At 47.8% G+C, this 15,569-nt stretch carries 14 protein-coding genes; 4 read left to right on the plus strand and 10 right to left on the minus strand.

Going from position 1 to position 15,569, the window contains the following annotated elements; genetic code table 11:
* Positions 1-49: 49 nt before the first annotated feature.
* From Q8L79_RS02710 to Q8L79_RS02730, 5 genes are read right to left on the minus strand one after another with little or no spacing between them, the layout of a single operon-like run.
* Positions 50-1,855: a VWA domain-containing protein gene (locus Q8L79_RS02710; protein WP_305267803.1), complete on the minus strand. Its 1,806-nt coding sequence runs from the start codon at positions 1,853-1,855 to the stop codon at positions 50-52.
* The gene (locus Q8L79_RS02715; RefSeq protein WP_305267805.1) at positions 1,852-2,832 is read right to left on the minus strand and encodes a VWA domain-containing protein; all 981 of its coding nucleotides are present in this window, start codon (positions 2,830-2,832) and stop codon (positions 1,852-1,854) included. Before Q8L79_RS02715 ends, Q8L79_RS02710 begins: the two co-directional genes overlap by 4 nt.
* Complete coding sequence (locus tag Q8L79_RS02720; protein ID WP_305267806.1) at positions 2,829-3,305, minus strand: DUF4381 domain-containing protein; 477 nt, start codon at positions 3,303-3,305, stop codon at positions 2,829-2,831. The genes Q8L79_RS02715 and Q8L79_RS02720 overlap by 4 nt, the downstream gene beginning before the upstream one ends.
* Entirely contained in the window at positions 3,306-4,277 is a 972-nt protein-coding gene (locus Q8L79_RS02725) for a DUF58 domain-containing protein (RefSeq protein ID WP_305267807.1), read from the minus strand.
* Entirely contained in the window at positions 4,277-5,269 is a 993-nt protein-coding gene (locus Q8L79_RS02730) for a MoxR family ATPase (protein WP_305267809.1), read from the minus strand. Before Q8L79_RS02730 ends, Q8L79_RS02725 begins: the two co-directional genes overlap by 1 nt.
* 466 nt (positions 5,270-5,735) lie before the next feature.
* On the opposite strand from Q8L79_RS02730, the gene Q8L79_RS02735 reads away from it, so the two are divergent.
* The 3 genes from Q8L79_RS02735 to Q8L79_RS02745 are packed head-to-tail and all read left to right on the plus strand — an operon-like array spanning position 5,736 to position 7,341.
* The gene (locus Q8L79_RS02735) at positions 5,736-6,308 is read left to right on the plus strand and encodes a DUF4124 domain-containing protein (RefSeq protein WP_305267811.1); all 573 of its coding nucleotides are present in this window, start codon (positions 5,736-5,738) and stop codon (positions 6,306-6,308) included.
* 8 nt (positions 6,309-6,316) lie between these two features.
* The gene (locus tag Q8L79_RS02740; protein ID WP_305267812.1) at positions 6,317-7,147 is read left to right on the plus strand and encodes an SDR family oxidoreductase; all 831 of its coding nucleotides are present in this window, start codon (positions 6,317-6,319) and stop codon (positions 7,145-7,147) included.
* 2 nt (positions 7,148-7,149) lie between these two features.
* Positions 7,150-7,341, plus strand: a complete 192-nt coding sequence (locus Q8L79_RS02745) for a CPXCG motif-containing cysteine-rich protein (protein ID WP_305267814.1) — start codon at positions 7,150-7,152, stop codon at positions 7,339-7,341.
* Positions 7,342-7,829: 488 nt separating this feature from the next.
* Here Q8L79_RS02745 and Q8L79_RS02750 read toward each other — a convergent pair whose 3' ends face one another.
* Positions 7,830-8,240 (minus strand): hypothetical protein, encoded by a 411-nt coding sequence (locus Q8L79_RS02750; RefSeq protein WP_305267816.1) that lies wholly within the window; start codon positions 8,238-8,240, stop codon positions 7,830-7,832.
* A 325-nt stretch (positions 8,241-8,565) separates the two neighbouring features.
* Between Q8L79_RS02750 and Q8L79_RS02755 the strand changes: the two genes are divergently transcribed.
* Positions 8,566-8,952, plus strand: a complete 387-nt coding sequence (locus Q8L79_RS02755; protein WP_305267818.1) for a hypothetical protein — start codon at positions 8,566-8,568, stop codon at positions 8,950-8,952.
* Between the two features lie 200 nt (positions 8,953-9,152).
* Here the strand turns inward: Q8L79_RS02755 and Q8L79_RS02760 are convergent, their stop codons facing one another.
* From Q8L79_RS02760 to hcp, 4 genes are all read right to left on the minus strand, one after another.
* Positions 9,153-9,602, minus strand: coding sequence for a bacteriohemerythrin (locus Q8L79_RS02760; protein ID WP_305267819.1), 450 nt, complete (start codon positions 9,600-9,602; stop codon positions 9,153-9,155).
* Between the two features lie 21 nt (positions 9,603-9,623).
* Positions 9,624-12,329, minus strand: a complete 2,706-nt coding sequence (locus tag Q8L79_RS02765) for an EAL domain-containing protein (protein WP_305267820.1) — start codon at positions 12,327-12,329, stop codon at positions 9,624-9,626.
* Between the two features lie 236 nt (positions 12,330-12,565).
* Positions 12,566-13,603, minus strand: coding sequence for an aromatic/alkene monooxygenase hydroxylase FAD-binding subunit MmoC (gene mmoC / locus Q8L79_RS02770; RefSeq protein ID WP_305267822.1), 1,038 nt, complete (start codon positions 13,601-13,603; stop codon positions 12,566-12,568).
* A gap of 141 nt (positions 13,604-13,744) precedes the next feature.
* Positions 13,745-15,412 (minus strand): hydroxylamine reductase, encoded by a 1,668-nt coding sequence (gene hcp, locus Q8L79_RS02775; protein ID WP_305267824.1) that lies wholly within the window; start codon positions 15,410-15,412, stop codon positions 13,745-13,747.
* Positions 15,413-15,569: the final 157 nt, after the last annotated feature.

Below are 15,569 nucleotides of genomic sequence, written 5' to 3' on the forward strand. Positions count from 1 at the left end.
ACTCTTACTTATCCTTGTAGGCAAAACTCCGCGATTCAACTGGCGAAGCCTACCAACCATCAGCATCACCGCTTGCCTGACGGCCACGCTGCCCGTATTGATATTTAAATTTACGTTTTAACAATCCGGCCGGATCGTCGGGGATTCTTTTGAGCCATTGTTCGTTGGCTTGCTGTTGTTCATCCGATGGCTCTGTTTTAGCGGGCGCTTGTTCTTTAGCTTGCTCCTTGGCTTCGGCTTCGGCTTCGGCTTTGCCCTGCTCGGCTTGTTGGGACTTGTCATCTTCCGGTTTTTTTTCCTCGGCTTTATCTTGCTGTTGCTTTTCTTCAGACGGTTGTTTGTCCGATTGCTTCTGCTCCGGCTTTTGTTCGGGCTTTTCCCCTGATTTATTTTGGTCCGGTTTCTGTTCGTCGGATTTTTCCGATTGTTCGTCGTCCTTGTTTTGTCGGGAATCGTCTTTGGATTGTTGTTTATCGTCCTTTTGCTGTTTCTGCTGTTTTTCCAGTTCTTTTTCCACGATATCCTTGTTGTGTTTGGCATCGGCATCGTTAGGATTAAAGCCCAAAGCTTTCTCGTAGGCTTTTATAGCGTCTTCCAGCTGACCGGCTTTTGCCAGCGTATTGCCCTGGTTGTAAGCGCCATTTTCTGACTTGCTGCTTTTCAGGCTTTCCAGCGCCTTGTCGTACTCACCCTCCTTGTAATGCGCCGCCGCTTTCCAATCCGGATTTTCAAATTGCTCCGCCGCCTTGGCATAATCCTGTTTCTTATAAGCCTGTTGCGCCTGTTGGTCCTTGGTCTGCCATAAATCCTGCCACCCCATCGCATAACTGTTTTTAGGCAGCGGCAAGATCAGCAGCAGGGCAAAACATAACAGGCCTTTTCTGAACGTCAGGGCCGCTAAAGGTAAAACCAGCAATAATAACCAGGGACCTTTTTCCGCCCACTGATCCAATAATAAATTATCGTTTTGCTTGCCCTGCTGCTCGACCGATCTATCCACGTCTGCCAGCACGGTTTGAATATCCGCATCATTGGCCGTTATGGTTTGATAAACGCCGTTCCCTATCTGCGCCAGTTTTGCGAGCTCGCTGGAATCTAGTTTTGGCACCACAATATCGCCTCGCTCATCTTTAAGGAATCCGCCCTCAGGCAGCGCTACCGGCGCACCGTCATCTGTTCCGATACCCAGTATCGATAGTTGATATTTATCCAATGACTTGACTATGGCCAAGGTTTTACCGACATCAACGCCATCGGTGACCAACAATATCCGGCCTTTTTGCAGGCCTGCCTGCTTGAACAGCTCGACGGCCTTTTCCAGTGCCAACACGGTATTGCTGCCCTGGCTGGGCATAATATCGGTATTCAATGCCGACAGCTGGCTGTCTATAGTCTCGGTGTCATCGGTCAGCGGCGTTACGGTAAAAGCGTCACCGGCATAAACCAGCAATGCTGTTTGGCCGTCTTTGCGCTGTTTTAGAATATCGGCAATTTTGTATCGCGCCATAATCAAACGGCTGGGTTTAATATCGGCGGCATCCATCGACCGGGACAAATCCAACGCAATAATCAGGGCCGAGTCGTTTCTAAATACCGGAGAGGGCAAGCGTTCCCAAGTTGGCCCTGCCAACGCAATAATCACCAGCAGCGCGGCAATAGCTCCAGCCGTTATCGGCCAACGGCTTTGGTTGACCGGCTTTTCCTGCAACAGATACGGTAACAGTGCGGCATCGCATACCGCCGACCAGTTGCCGTGAGCCAGTTTATTTCTGAACATTAAAGCCAGAATCACAACATAAGGTATGGCTGCCAGCAGCCAGTACGGCCTGATAAAATGGAATTCGGTTATGTTCATGTCAATCGCACCTTGGACAACGCAATGACTGCCGCCAGAGCCAATGCCAGTGACAGCGGCCAGTAATACAATTCACTGCGGGGCCTGAAATATTGTTTGTCTTTTTCAACCGGTTCCAGTTCGTCCAGTCTCATATAGATATTATTCAGCTCATCGGTATTTCTGGCCCGGTAATATTGCCCGCCGGTGCTTTCGGCAATCTTGATCAAGGTTTTTTCATCCAGGTCGACGGATGGATTAACCTTACGATTACCAAAAAAACTGCGCACGATCATTTCATCCGCGCCTATGCCGATGGTGTAAATTTTCAGATGATTGTCTGCGGCTAATTCGGCGGCCTTTAAGGGTGAAATTTCACCGGCGGTATTGGCACCGTCAGTCATCAACACCAAAACCCGGCTGTTGGTCTGCTCGTTTTTAAGGCGCTTGACCGCCAAACCGATAGCATCGCCTATCGCGGTATTGTCGCCGGCAAGACCGATGACCGCCTCATTCAATAAGGTCATTACCGTTTTTCGGTCAAAGGTTAATGGCGTTTGCAAATAAGCCTGAGTGCCGAACAAGATCAAACCCACCCTGTCGCCGACACGCCGGTTGATAAATTCGCCCGCAACCCCCTTCGCCGCTGTCAGCCTGTCAACAGCCCGCTTGTTAATAACAAAATCCTGCTCTTCCATACTGCCGGACAAATCCACCGCCAGCATTAAATCCCGGCCGCTGACCGCCTGTTCAATCGGCTCACCCAGCCATTGCGGCCGAGTACAGGCGATGACCAGCAACAACCAGGCAATCGCCGCCAGCAATAACGGCCATTGTCGGGTTTGGGAGACTGCCCTGGTTTCGCCATCGGAAAAATCCTCCAGAAACGGGACTTTTAATGCCGCCTGCTCGACCGGCATCTTGGCCGGAACCAGCCAGCGGATCAATAAGGGTAAGGGTAAAGCGGCCAGCAGCCAAGGCCATTCAAAATGAATCATGATTTTTGTTTTGTCTGGGATTTAAGCCAGTCTTCGCATAGACCAATTAATTGGGAAATTTCCAGTTCTGTTGGCGGCGTTTTCCGATAAGGCCCGTCAGCCAGAAGTTGGCCGATACCTTCGCTGAACGGCAAGCCTTTTACCGAAGTATCGAGAAATTCCAGCCATTGCCGTCCGGTCAAACCGGCGGACCTAGTCCGGGGCGATACGCTGATCGCGACACGCCTGATCAGTATCGAAAGGTCGGATAATTTCTGAAGACTATCCCGTGTTGCATCCTGTTTGATTCGGGCCAATATTTTGTTGGCGGTTTTAAGCGCGGTCTTGCGGGTCAATCTTTTATAAAGCCAGACCAGGAAAATGATCAGCAACGGGATTGTTACCGCCAGAATCCACCAGCCGACAGCCGGAGGCCACCAGCCGATGGCTTCGGGTTCGTGAATATCTTTTAAATCAAGAAGAGTTGGATTCATTTATCTTAAACGTTGTATCGGATCGTCTGTCGTACTGCATTGAATAAATGCCAGATTCATTTTTTTGGCTATCTGCTCCAGCTGATGCAGTCGCTGGGTGAAGTGTTGTTGATATTTTAATAGCCGTTGCCGGTCACCGGTATCGATAACCACATCCCGTTTATCGTCGATCGCCGCGCCTGTTCCCGGCCGGCTTGCGGCATACACACCATCCTTGGCGATAAATCGATATCGGCCTTTTTCCGGCAAATGGCTTTCCAGCGGGTCATAAACAAAAATCAGCACCACCTCGCAATGTCGCGACAGCTTTGCCAGATACGATTCAACCTGATCATTAATGCCGCGAAAATCGCTGATAATATAAACCAAACTGCCGGGGCGGGCGTGTTGCATCAGCCTTGCCAACACATGTTCCAACGTAATCGTTGCTTGATCAAGACGATTATAATCATCTTGATTACTGATTGCGTTTAAAAACCGCAGCACGGCATGTTTGCCGTTTTGCGGTTTCAATTCACGGCAGACACTACCTGTAAATATCTGCCCGCCAATTCTGTCGCCATGATGTTGGGCTGCCCACGCCAACAATCCGGCAAGTTTAGCGGCCAGTACCGATTTAAAAACGCCCCGTGTGGCAAAATGCATGGCAGGGCGGTTATCCACAGAAATAAATACCGGTCTTTCACGTTCCTCGCGAAACACCTTGGTATGAGTTTCACCGGTACGTGCCGTAACCCGCCAATCAATACTGCGTATGTCATCGCCCGGTTGATAACCTCTGGCTTCTTCAAACTCCATGCCGCGGCCTTTGAATCGGGATACATAGCCGCCGCTTTGCCCGGAACGTATGGCTGAATGTTTCAGGTTTAACCCGGCGGCCGGTCTCGCCAGATCGACCAGGGTCTTTAATGACACTGAAATTAATTCGCTGGCAGAGACGTTAGCCGGATCAGCTTGCTTAATAAAAGACATCAAGGCACAGCAACTCTGGCAATAAGTTCTTTAATAAAATGATCGGTAGTGATGCCTTCCGCTTCGGCTTCGTAAGACAATATCAAGCGATGCCGCAATACGTCAAAAGCCATATCCTGAATATCTTCCGGACTGACAAAATCGCGTTGCGCTAACCAGGCTTTGGCTCTGGAACAGCGATCCAGCGCTATACTGGCTCTCGGACTTGCACCATATTGCAGCCATGCCGCCAGATCCTGTCCGTAAGCAGCAGGATTACGGGTAGCCAAAATAATTTGCAACAAATAGTTTTCAAGACTTTCCGCCATGTGCAAATCCAGTACTTCATTGCGCGCGGCAAACAGGGTCTTTTGCTCAATCGGCTCGTATTGGTTACCTGCTTTTATCGAGCCGGAACGGGCTTCTTCTCTGGCCAAATGCAAAATGCTTTTTTCATGTTCCGCTTTTGGGTAATCGATTTTTACATGCAGTAAAAATCGATCCAGCTGCGCTTCCGGCAACGGATAAGTGCCTTCCTGCTCGATAGGGTTTTGCGTTGCCATGACCATGAATAATTTTGGCAACGGATAAGTCGCCTGACCTACGGTTATTTGCCGCTCGGCCATAGCTTCCAATAAAGCTGCCTGCACTTTCGCCGGCGACCGGTTGATTTCATCGGCCAGGATCAGGTTATGAAACAACGGCCCTTTCTGGAATTCAAAAGTGCCTTGCTGGGGACGGTAAATTTCAGTGCCGGTCAAATCGGCGGGCAATAAATCGGGAGTGAACTGCACCCGATGAAAATCGCCTTGTATGCCTTTGCTTAATACATTGATCGCTCGGGTCTTGGCAAGACCGGGAGCCCCTTCAACCAGGATATGACCATCAGCCAACAAACCGATCAGCATCCGCTCAACCAGCACATCCTGCCCGATAATCTCCTGATTAATATAGTTTTTCAACCGCATTAATGCCGGTTGAGCGGTGGTTTTATTGCCGTTTTTTTCTAACATAGTTGTTCTGACATGATGGTGTTTAGTCTTAAACACGGTACGAAAGCCTCACACATTAAGCGTCAGGCAGGTTTTATTTAACAAATATATTGTCTGCAAATCATCTTTTCAATGAAAGATTACCTATTTTATACAGTTATGGCTCAAGGCAACATAGAGTAAACCTGTTAAGTAATTCTTAATAAGTTGTGGATGAAGATGTGGATAACGTTGAGGCTTTAGTTATCCACAGTCCATACACAAGATCAGGATAATCTTAACTGCATTTTACCATGTTATTCAAGTATCTGATTTTATATGTAAATAAACACTTATCAACAGGTTTACGCTTAGCTAATAGTAATAATAGGTTTTTAATATCTCTAATTTGTTATTATTATTCCGAACAAAAAAATCTGCCCTAGCCCCAATCACCTATACTCTTTGCTAACTGTTTATATTTGCGCTGGAGCAACCGAGGAAAAAAATGAGAATTACACTGCTTATTTTAGGGAGCCTTTTTTCTACCGGTACTGTTGCCGGTATTTACAAATGCACCGACATTAATGGCAAGACGGATTACCAATCAAAACCTTGTGACTTGGGACATAAGACCGTGCAAATTAATGTTAAATCAGGACGCTCTACCGAACTGGACCAGGAAAAACAAAAACAGGATTTAGCAAAAAAAGAACAGGATGAAAATCTTGAGAAAGAACAGATACTGAAAAAACAGGCTCAGTTAAAACAAGATGCAATGAGTGAAAGCGCAAAAAACCAGTTTCTTATTAAAAATAATCCGGAGAAGTTTTCAGCATTTTCTATCCCGCCTTATGTTCTTGACCAATTACCGGAATTGGTCAAAGAGCATCAAACCAGACTTCCCGACATTGAACGTTTAAGAAGGCAAGCCGCAGAAAAAGCATTGGCTTCAGGTCAATGCACTCGTGTCGAAGCATCTGAATTACATAGTAAAAGCACCAAGAAGACGTTAGTCTTTTCAGTCAGTTGCAGCAGCGGGGAAAATTTCTATTTTACCGAACAGGAATTAGCCAAATAATTGCCTAAATGAATTCATCAAAAACCATATTAATCACAGGCTGCTCTACCGGCATTGGCTACACCACAGCCGTTGAATTAAAAAAACGCGGGCATAACGTTATTGCCACGGCAAGAAAACAGGACGATGTATTGCGGTTGCAAGAGGAAGGCTTTAGCGCAATCCAACTGGATTTAGCCGACAGCAACAACATTCAACAAGCGGTCAGTTCGGCAATTAAACTAACCGACGGAAAAATCGATGCACTGTTTAACAATGGCGCTTTCGGTCAGCCCGGCGCGGTTGAGGATTTATCCCGCGATGTACTCAGGTTTCAGTTTGAAACCAATCTGTTTGGCACTCATGAACTGACCAACCTGATCATACCCTTGATGCGAAAACAGGGGCATGGACGGATTATCTATAACAGTTCAATATTGGGACTCGTCGCCATGACTTATCGGGGAGCTTATAATGCCAGCAAGTTTGCACTGGAAGGTTTGGCTGATACCTTACGGCTTGAGCTTTACGGCACTAATATTCATATTTCGTTGATTGAACCCGGGCCGATCCTAAGCAACTTTAGAGCAAACGCTTTTGCCCTGTACAAGAAAAATATAGACCCGTCTCACAGCCACCATAAAGACACCTATAAAGCCATGGAAGCGCGCTTACAAAAAGAAGGCGCGGCCGTTCCGTTTACCCTGCCGGCTTTTGCCGTTACCGAAAAAGTTATCCACGCGCTGGAAGCCAGACAACCTAGAATGCGATATTACGTCACCTTTCCAACCTATCTATTTGCCTTTCTTAAACGTATACTGCCTATGTCCTGGCTGGACGCTTTACTCAGAAAGGTTTAATCATGCACGAGCTGGATGAAATTATTATCGTCTGCCCCTATTGCGACGAATCCCTGGACGTATTGGTGGATACGAGTTCCGGGCCGCAGCAATATTACGAAGACTGTGCGGTTTGCTGTGCACCGATTTTATTTATCTTATCCGAAGATGATTCCGGGGAAATGGTTATCGATGTTAAAAGAGATGACGAATAAGTCCGCGCTCTTTAAATTCTAGTTCCATCTTATTGGCAAGTCATATGCTTTTGCAAAATCTTACAACCATTGTTTTATAATGGATTTTGATAATTCAAAACGAGCGTATTTTCATGCCACTTTGAGAAAAGGCGTGGCGACTTATTGCTCGGGTTGTAACTTTAAATAGAGGTATTGCGTGAAAGGCAGCCAATAAACAATAACGCTGATCATTGGTTGGAAAATATGAGGCATCAGCAATTATCATAAATCTTACTGTGGAGCTTGTAGAGGGTATAGCACGCTGCCACTTGCATGGGCATCATTCGGAATGACGACATCACTGCCTGTCTGCCGACACATTCGCGCAAAATGCCGGGCAACGAAAAATGTTGTTAACCTACTTAACTATCAGAATTGAAATTGAGTGTGTAGCATTTCTAGGCGTAGAAAATAAAAAAGGGGGGATTGGCTCACCAATCCCCCCTTTTATTAAATCTTAAAGAGCCTTAGAAGCTAAGGTATATTTTTTTAAGCTCTTTAAACTTTTCAACAGCCGAAGTCATTGAGGCTTTTGATGCTGTAAGATCACCTTTGATTAAAGCCCCGCGAGCATCTTTAAGAAAACCGTTTGCTCTTTCCTTTTCTCTATTAACTGTAGCGCTCTCAATATGATTTAGTGCTTGTTTTGCTTCTTTCATTAGCTCTAAAACAGCATCGTTATTTGCGCCAGGAGTCAATGCTTGCAAAGCGGCGTCAGCTGCTTCAGCTGCTGCTATTGCTTCATCAAATGCAGCCTTAACACCTTCTGGTGATTGGTTTTCTATTTTGCCTGCTGGCTTTGCCATCGCAGTAGGAGCGGCTGCAAGAAACGCAGTACCAATAAATAAAGCGATTACTAATTTTTTCAATAAAGTCATTAAACTTTTTCCTCATGGAAGTAATTTTGATGTTTATGCGTAATAAACCAGATACACATTGTATCGCATTCTAGCACGGGCCTAGAAAAATTACTTTAATTAACGAAGACATCTATGTGCTAAAAAGTTAGATTGAATTATGTTTTCGACATAATTCAATCTAACTTTTTATTCAACAATTAAACCTTGCTAAAAACACTCTTCCACATCTGGTTGAATAGTTTCAAAATGTGTTAAAATTATTTCCGGTATCTGGCTATTATCATTCAATAGTTACACAGCCAATTTAATTAAAAATTAACAACAACTTGAGGACGAGTGCAATATGAAAATCTTAAAAAAAATCTTACTATCTTTATTAATTGCAGCTTCTATGGGTGCTGTTTCAACTTCAGTTCTGGCTGAAACTGATAAAGGTAGAGTGACATATGCTCCTGCTGATGCAATTGACATAGTATCCGGTAAAATTAAATTAGCTCTGGATGCTGTAACTAGTGGTGCAGAAGGGGAAAAAGTTGCTGATCTTATCAAAGATGCATTGGACGCAAGCAAAGAAATCAACGCTAATGATAAAGTTGATATGGCGCGCTCAAGAGCTAATAACAAACTGAAATCTGCCAAAACTCATGCTAAAGAAGCAGCTTTACAAGAAGCTGAACAAGAACTAAGAGAAGCAGCTAAAATGTTTGAAGCTTTGAAAGGTTTAATCTAATATCGATTTAACCCTATCAAGATACCATCCTGTTTCCTGATAGGGTTTTAACTGCTACCAATTTGCTTGGCGGACACTGTTCGCAACTTCTGCATTACTCCCCTCCTTCTTTTTTATACAAACCCTGTTGCGCTTGCATCGCAAGCTTTTCTATTTACAAATCCGATCTCAAGTTTGCCAATCAAAGGTCTATAAAGCTATTAGACTTGGCTGTTAAAACGGTATTGCTCTGATGCCAACAGAAAAGTGACCAATCCTTTGTCAGTGTTAAGAATGTGATTGATTAGCCAGCTGTTGAGGAAGGAAAGCAAATCTTCCCGCGAAATTAAAATTCCAGTTTTAATATCATTATGCACGGCGACTACCTTGGCTGAAAAACTGCGGTGCTGCCGGATGTGAGTGTCAGCATCCTCAATGTTATCCTCGATGTAGTCGTATTTCTGCATCAAGCCTTCTTCGGTTTCAAAGTGGTACAGTGCGTAGCTGAGCAAATTACGGGTAATTTCTTCCATGAATTTGGCGTTATTATTAGTGGTCAGCTTGATATTGGCCTCATTAAAAAGGTTGACGAGAATTTGATGTTGCTCGTCGATTTTACCAATTCCGGTGACCAGCTTGTCATTCCATACGATAAGATCGTAATCGGCCATATCTACTTTCCTTATGGTTTGCTATTTGAGTAACTCATCAGACAGCAAGTGGTGTACCAGACTGGTCATATTATGCTGCTCGACCAGCAATTGGGCTTTGTCCGCGTCGGCCTCAACATCCATACCGGCCTGATGATGCTCGCACAGATGCGCGCTAATCTGATGGATATTTTGATGCACGGCGTCAAGTGCATCAAACTCGCTTACATCGTGAAAATGACTGGCGCCTTCCTCAGAATACCACTGGCCAAAACGACATTGCTGATGATCCAGCAGCGACTCCGGAGTCGTGTGGTCACATGGATCATCAAGATTAGCGATCACCCGATTAGTCCAGCTGCGGTGCTTGGCTTCCGTGAGCAGCAACTCGAAATAATCCCGCGAAGTTAAATAGGAGACGGGTAAGTTCCACAGCGGGTCCGGCGTAAACGCTGCCAGCCAGGTGTGCATGCGCTTCGCCGGCATCGGCTTGGCGAATCCGGAACCCTGCATAACATCGCACCCCAGTTCCATTAACATTAATATCTGGTCGACGTACTCTACACCTTTAGCAATCACTTGAAACCGGGAGGATGCGGCCAATCCGACCACACCCTCAACAATTGCCATGTCTTCCCGGTCTGTCAGCATATCGGAAACAAAACTCAAGTCGACTTTCAAGGCATCGACAGCAAGATGATTCAAGCGTACCAGCGATTGCACCAGCGATGAAAACCCGGTGCCAAAGTCATCCAGCGTAACGCGGATTCCCATGGCACGGCATCTGCGAATCGCATCCGCTCCGGCAATCACATCCTTTAATGCGGCCGTTTCAATAATTTCTATTTCCAATCTCTGAATGATTTCAGAGTCATGCCCGGCAAGCAATTCTTGCAGACGTTGTAAAAATTGCTGATTGTGGAATTGGCGGGCGGAAATATTGACGCTGACCTGAATGTTAAATCCCGCCTTACGCCATTCATTCAGTTGCAGCAAGGCTTTCTGTATTGTCCATTCGCCCAAGGCGATAATCAGGTCATCGTGTTCGATCACGGGCATGAATTCGGACGGCGCCAATATACCAAGCACAGCATGATTCCAGTATACCGATGCGTCGGCGCCCACTACTTTACCCAAGCGGCAATTAACTTTGGGTTGATAATAAAGTTCGAATTGCCCTTTAACCAATGCGTCGTCGATTTTCTTGAGAAAATCCTGAGTCGTTTGATTACGTATTTCGTGTACGGAGTTAAACAGTTTGTAGCCATTTTTGCTATTTTGCTTAACCTCATACATGACCTGATCGGCATGGCGTAACAGTAAATCCGGGTCGCTACTGTCTTCGGGAAACAGAGTGACGCCGATGCTGGCTGAAATATGCGCAACCTGTCCGAAGATTCGGTACGGGGCCGCTATGGCGGAGACGATGCGTGCCAGCGTCTGTTCGCATTCACTGACTGTTGTAAAGCCGCCGAGCAGCAGGGCAAACTCATCGCCACCGAAACGGGCGGCGGTGTCTTCCTGACGTATACATTCTTTTAAGCGCTGAGCCACATCCCATAACAGCTGGTCGCCTGATGCATGACCTAGCGTATCGTTAACTTGTTTGAAGCCATCCAGATCAAGCATACAGACGGCGGCAATCTCCTTGTTACGACGACAGCGAGCCAAAGTCTGGTGCATGCGGTCAGCCAATAAAACCCGGTTAGGTAATTGGGTAAGCGAGTCGTAGAAAGCCAGATTGTTGATTTTTTCTTCTATAACCTTGCGCTCGGTAATATCGGTATAAGTAGCGACATAATTGATAACCTCGCCACCATTGTTTTTGACTGCCGTGATAGTGACAAAGGTAGGAAGCACCTCCGCATTTTTGAGCTGATTCCAGATTTCGCCCTGCCATGTACCTGTATGAGTAATACTGTCCCACATCGAGGCATAAAAATCCTCATCATGCCGGCCGGATTTTAATATATTCATCCTCCGATTAAGCAGCTCTTCGCTTGAATAACCGGTGAGCCTGATAAAGGCCTGATTGACTTTGATAATGACATTGTTGGTGTCGGTGATGACCATGCCTTCCTGGGACTCGAAGGCGGTGGCGGCGATATGAAGTTCGGTTTCCGCCTGTTTGCGCTCGGTGATGTCGGTGATAAAGCCGTGCCAGAGTGTTGAGCCGTCAGCCAGCCGTTGCGGTAGCGCATTGCCGAATAACCAGCATTCCGGCTCATCGCCGAACTTCAACCGATATTCCTGAGTCCAAGGTATTAAGTCTTGGGCCGAGGTTTGAATGGAGGCTAGATGATTCTCTAAATCATCGGGATGTACAACGGTAAACACATAGGATGCATCTTCACGAACATCCTCCGGACTAATCCGATAAATCTTAAGCAGACCTTCATTGGCGTAAGGCACGCAACAACTGCCGTCGAGGCGCAGTTGAAATTGAAAAACAATTCCAGGCGCCTGGCTGGCGATTTTTTGGAGTCGATCCACCGCTTCCTGCCGCATTGTTTCCGCTTGTTTCTGCTTAATTAATTGAGTCTTAAGCGGGCGAAATACCAGAAAATAGATAGCGGGAAAGATCAGAGTCAAAAGCCACACAGCATCAATCAGCGCGGTGAGCCAACGCGAAAGCGGCGGCAACAACATGTCGATAAACAACATGACCAGCGCTTCGCCGACAAAAATGGAAGCGATCAATGCTAACAGCAGATATTTGACTGACCGAGAATCTTTAATTGAAATCATGCCAATTCTCACTCATCAAAGACGCATTTTTTGGGAGTGGAAACCCGCTCATTACTTCTTTCCTTCAGGCAGTCAAATTGTGTGTAATCATTTACTGATACTGTAGCAGCATAACAATAACCTTCCAATTTGTCTAACGGCGTTTATCCTTGCCGGTTTAGAGAGCGAATTTATTCCCTGTCTTTTTTTATTGCCGTTTTATAGAGACCTCCACTTAAAGATGGAAAGGTTACCGGTCACGCAGTAGGCAAGAATCTTTCGCTCAGCACCTGTTTATCGGGCACACCTTTGGCGTGCGCGGCCGCTTCGGCAGCATCGATCAAAGCCGGCGGTCCGCACAGGTAAATGTCAGGCAACACAGCCGCAGCCGCCAGATCTTGAGTCAGGGCATCCACCGGCGTACCGCTAAAACCCAGCCAGTTATCTTCCGGTTTCCAGACGCAGTAAATTACCTGAAGCTGGGGCAGTTCCGCTTGCAACGCTTCCAGCTCGGTCTGGCAAAACAAATCTTCGGCCCGATTTGCGCCGAAATAGAGCCGTGCCGGATGCGGTTCCTGAAACTCGGCCATGCGTCTTAACATGGACATCATCGGTGCCAGACCTGTGCCGCCGGCTACAAACCAGCGCGGTCTCAGGCCGCTTTCATGCAAGCCGAACGCGCCTTTGGGACCGTGAACGATCAACGTTTGTCCGACAGCCGCCTGCTCCCGTAGCCAAGTGGAAAAAAGCCCGCCGGGTTGCAGACGGATCAAAAACTCCAGCCGACCTTCCCAGTTGCCGGTATTGGCAAGCGAATAGGCGCGCTTGATGTCTTGTCCAGGCACTTCCAGTTCCATAAACTGGCCGGGTTCAAACTCGGCCACGCTGCCGCTGTCTTCATCCTGCGCCAAGCGCAGTTCCAAACGCAGGGTATTTTCGCCCACGGAATCGATAGCAGTAATTTCGGCGTTTCTGACCTTGATTTCACCGATCAGAATACGGTCATGATCAAAGGGCAGGTCAATGCGCAAATCGCTTTGAGGAAAGGTGCAACAAAGCAGGGTGCCGCCCTTTGCTTTATCGTCTACGGGCAAGGCGGCGGGGTTGTGTTTGCCCAAGGTAAAGTCGCCGTGGGTGACATCGGCATAGCAAGTACCGCAACTGCCCTGTCCGCACTGAGCGGGCAATACGATATGCGCATCGGCGGCCGCTTCCAGCAGATTTTGGTCTGCGGCGCATTCGAAACGGAGCTGTTCCCCGTCTCGGGTGGTCAGTTCAATAGTGTGAGTGTTCATGTTTCGGTTGGACTCCAAATAAAAAATGTTGCCGGAAAAACTTACGTTTCCGGCAGCAAGAGGGAGGATTAGGCTCCTGTCCGTTCGCCCTGAGCTTGTCGAAAGGCTCAGCACGAACGACTTAAATCAACAGTATTAAGATTAAGCCGCTTTGCGCGTCAGCGATGCTTCGATGTCAGCCTGCGCGGTGGTAATCGGCAACAGCCCGTATTTATCGACCAGTACCTGGACCAAATTTGGCGTCAGGAAGGCGGGCAGCGTGGGGCCGAGGCGAATATTGCGGATACCCAGCGCCAGCAAGGTCAGCAGCACGGCGGCGGCTTTTTGCTCAAACCATGATACGACCAGTGATAAGGGCAGCTCGTTAACGCCGCACTCAAAAGCGCCGGCCAGCGCGGTGGCAATTTTGATCGCCGAATAACTGTCGTTGCATTGGCCTAAATCCAGCAGGCGCGGAATGCCGCCGATATCGCCGAAATCATGCTGATTAAAGCGGTATTTGGCGCAGCCCAAGGTCATCACCACAGTGTCCTGCGGGGCCTGTTCGGCGAAATCAGTGTAGTAATTGCGACCTGATGCAGCGCCGTCACAGCCGCCTACCAGAAAGAAGTGGCGAATGGCGCCGGACTTGACCGCGTCAATCACCTTGTCGGCCACGCCCAGCACAGCATCGTGACCGAAACCGACGGTGACGACTTTTTCGTCGGCATCCTCTTTAAAGCCGGGTAATGCATTGGCAGCCTGGATTAGCGGCGCAAAATTCTTGTCGCTGATATGGCGCACGCCGGGCCAGCCTACCGGGCCTGCGGTAAAAATACGCTGACGGTATTGGGCTTGCGGCTCGATGATGCAGTTGGAGGTCATCAAAATGGCGCCCGGAAACTCGGCAAACTCTTTTTGTTGATCCTGCCATGCGCCGCCGTAATTGCCGACCAGATGCGGATAAGCCTTGAGCTTCGGGTAAGCATGGGAAGGCAGCATTTCGCCGTGCGTGTAAATATTGATGCCTGTGTCTTTGGTTTGCTCCAGCAAAGCGGCCAGATCGCCCAGATCGTGACCGGAGACCAGAATGGCTTTGCCTTTGATCGGAGTAATGCGGACTTGAGTCGGCTGTTGCGCGCCGAAAGTGCCGGTGTTGGCCTTATCCAATAACGCCATGACTTCAAGATTTAAAGTACCCAACGCCATAGACTGATTCAACAACGCTTCGGTATCGGTGGGATCATTGCTTAAAAAATCCAGCGCATCTTCGATTCCGGCATAAACAGTATCGCTTTCCCCGCCCAACACGTAAGCATGATGAGCATAGGCGCAAACGCCCTTAAGACCGTAAAGCACCAACGAACGCAGGCCGATAATGTCCTCGCCGACTTGGTCGAGTCCGGCATTGATGCCCACGTCGGCAGCCTGTTTGAGCATTCCGTCCATGTCGGCAGCGGGCTGCCAGGCAGCTGGACCGGTGAGTTGTTCAGGCGTAAGGCCTGATGCAAGCGCAGCTTGAATGTAGCTCGCCTTGACCCGATCCCGTACCTGGGCGGCTTCCTGTATCAGGGTAACGAAGCGGGTGGCGTTGAAGTTCACATTGGTCAAGGTAGTGAACATCGCGTACAGCATAAATTCGCCGGCTGCATTATCCGGGGCATTCAGGGCGCGGGCGCGTTTGGCGTACTGGGCAATGCCCTTGACGCCGTGAATCAGTAAATCCTGCAAATCGGAAGTCGTGGCGTCTTTGCCGCACATGCCTTTGGCAGTAGCGCAACCGCTGTCGGCATTGGAGCGGTCGGTTTGTTCGCATTGGTAACAAAACATCAGGTACTCTCCTCAAATTAATAAATCAGCTAGGGTGGCAGAAGAATGCTGCCCCATATGTAGCAACTTAAGACATATCACCACGAAGACACGAAGAACAACCAAGGTAAAACTTCGTGCCCTTCGTGTCTTCGTGGTGAATTAATTAATCTAAGTT

Origin of the sequence: Methylobacter sp., assembly GCF_030680395.1 — a bacterium.
In the GTDB taxonomy this organism is placed as follows: domain Bacteria; phylum Pseudomonadota; class Gammaproteobacteria; order Methylococcales; family Methylomonadaceae; genus Methylobacter_A.